Genomic DNA, 1,657 nt, shown 5'->3' on the forward strand with positions numbered 1-1,657 from the left:
GTGAGTATTTAGGGGTGAGGATAATGAGTTGGGTTCCACCCAGATCCATTCCGAACCTGGCAGTTAAGCCTTCTCATGCTGATGGTAGTACACTTTTTGTGTGCAAGAGTAAGTTTCGCCCCTTCTTTTTTTCTAAGAGAGAACTTCTTTGTTCTCTCTTTTCTTTTATTTTTATTTGCTTTTTAGTATAAAATCTACTATTTTTTCTGAAGCAAAACCATCCCCAAAAGGATTTTTATCTTTTATTATATTTTTATACATATTTTTTTCTAATTCCTTCATCGCATTATAAACTTTGTCTTCTTCTGTTCCCACTAAAATTGCAGTTCCATTTTTTATTGCTTCAGGTCTTTCAGTTGTTTTTCTCAATATTAATATAGTTTTTTTTAGATATTGTGCTTCTTCTTGTATTCCTCCGCTATCTGTCATTATATAATGACATCCATCCATAAGACTTATGAATTCTAAATATTCTAAAGGTTCTGTGAGAATTATATTTGTATCATTTTTTATTATTTTTTTTACATTTTCTCTTACTATAGGGTTTAAATGTATTGGAAAAATGACTTTTATATTTTTTTCTGAAGTATATTTTTTTACCGCTTTCATAACATTTTCAATAGGTGTTCCCCAATTTTCTCTTCTGTGCATAGTCATTAAAATATATTTTTGTTTTTTTAAATTTAGATTATTTTGTATCATTTTTATATTTTCTGATTTATTTTCTTTTATCCATTTTATTGAGTCTATTACGGTATTTCCAGTTATTATTATATTTTTTTCTGGTATATTTTCTTTTATTAAATTTTGTTTTGCAAGTTCTGTCGGTGCAAAATGATAATTTGCTATATTACTTGTTATTCTTCTATTTAATTCTTCTGGATAAGGATCATATATATCTTTTGTTCTAAGTCCTGCTTCTACATGACCTATGGGAATTTTATTATAAAATCCTGCTAAGCTCGCTGTCATTGTGGTGCTGGTGTCACCATGAACTAGTATTAGATCAAATCTTTCTTTTTTTAGTATTTTATCTAGTTCATTTAATAATCTTGATGTTAGTTCACATAAAGATTGTCCTTTTTTCATTATATTTAAGTTGTAATCTGGTATTATTTCAAATACATTTAAAACTTGATCAAGCATTTCTTTATGTTGACCGGTAGAGATTATTTTTGTGTCTATATTATTTTCTATTAATTTTTTATATAAGGGAGCCATTTTTATTGCCTCAGGTCTTGTACCAAATATTATACCTATTTTCATATTTAACCTCCTAAGTTGTAATTTAACTCTTTTTTATATTATAACATTAAATTATAAAAAACAAATAAATGGAATAATAGTTAAATTCTACATGATTACAGGCTTTCATACAAAAAGAAATCATCAAACACGTTAAGAGGTGGAAATGTGTAAAGAAAGGGAGGAATAAATGTAACAAAAAAGAAATTGACAGGAGATAGAGAAATGTGATAGTATATACTTCGGCTGGCTGAGAAGCCGGAGAAATAAATGCTGTTTGAAAAGTGGATAGAAGAAAGCCAATAAGGTAAGGAAGAAAAAGACGTCAGAGAAAGAACTGAAGAAGGACAAACCATAAGGATGAAGGGTTTGATCCTGGCTCAGGGTGAACGCTGGCGGCGCGCCTAACACA

1 protein-coding gene and 1 rRNA gene are annotated in these 1,657 nt (G+C 29.0%); one reads left to right on the forward strand and one right to left on the reverse strand.

All coding sequences use genetic code 11. The annotated features are described in order from the left end of the window. The first annotated feature begins 10 nt into the window (after positions 1-10). Positions 11-124 (forward strand): 5S ribosomal RNA (gene rrf, locus C7380_RS13385). 47 nt (positions 125-171) lie between these two features. Here the strand turns inward: rrf and wecB are convergent. Then, positions 172-1,266 carry a non-hydrolyzing UDP-N-acetylglucosamine 2-epimerase gene (gene wecB / locus C7380_RS13390; protein WP_109606748.1) on the reverse strand — a complete coding sequence of 365 codons (1,095 nt, stop codon included), beginning with the start codon at positions 1,264-1,266 and terminating at the stop codon, positions 172-174. Positions 1,267-1,657 lie beyond the last annotated feature (391 nt).

It is taken from the genome of Oceanotoga teriensis (genome assembly GCF_003148465.1).
In the GTDB taxonomy this organism is placed as follows: Bacteria; Thermotogota; Thermotogae; order Petrotogales; family Petrotogaceae; genus Oceanotoga; species Oceanotoga teriensis.

Excerpts from the sequence above, each read along its gene's own strand:
- wecB (WP_109606748.1), bottom strand. The coding sequence starts at position 1,266 with ATGAAAATAGGTATAATATTTGGTACAAGACCTGAGGCAATAAAAATG.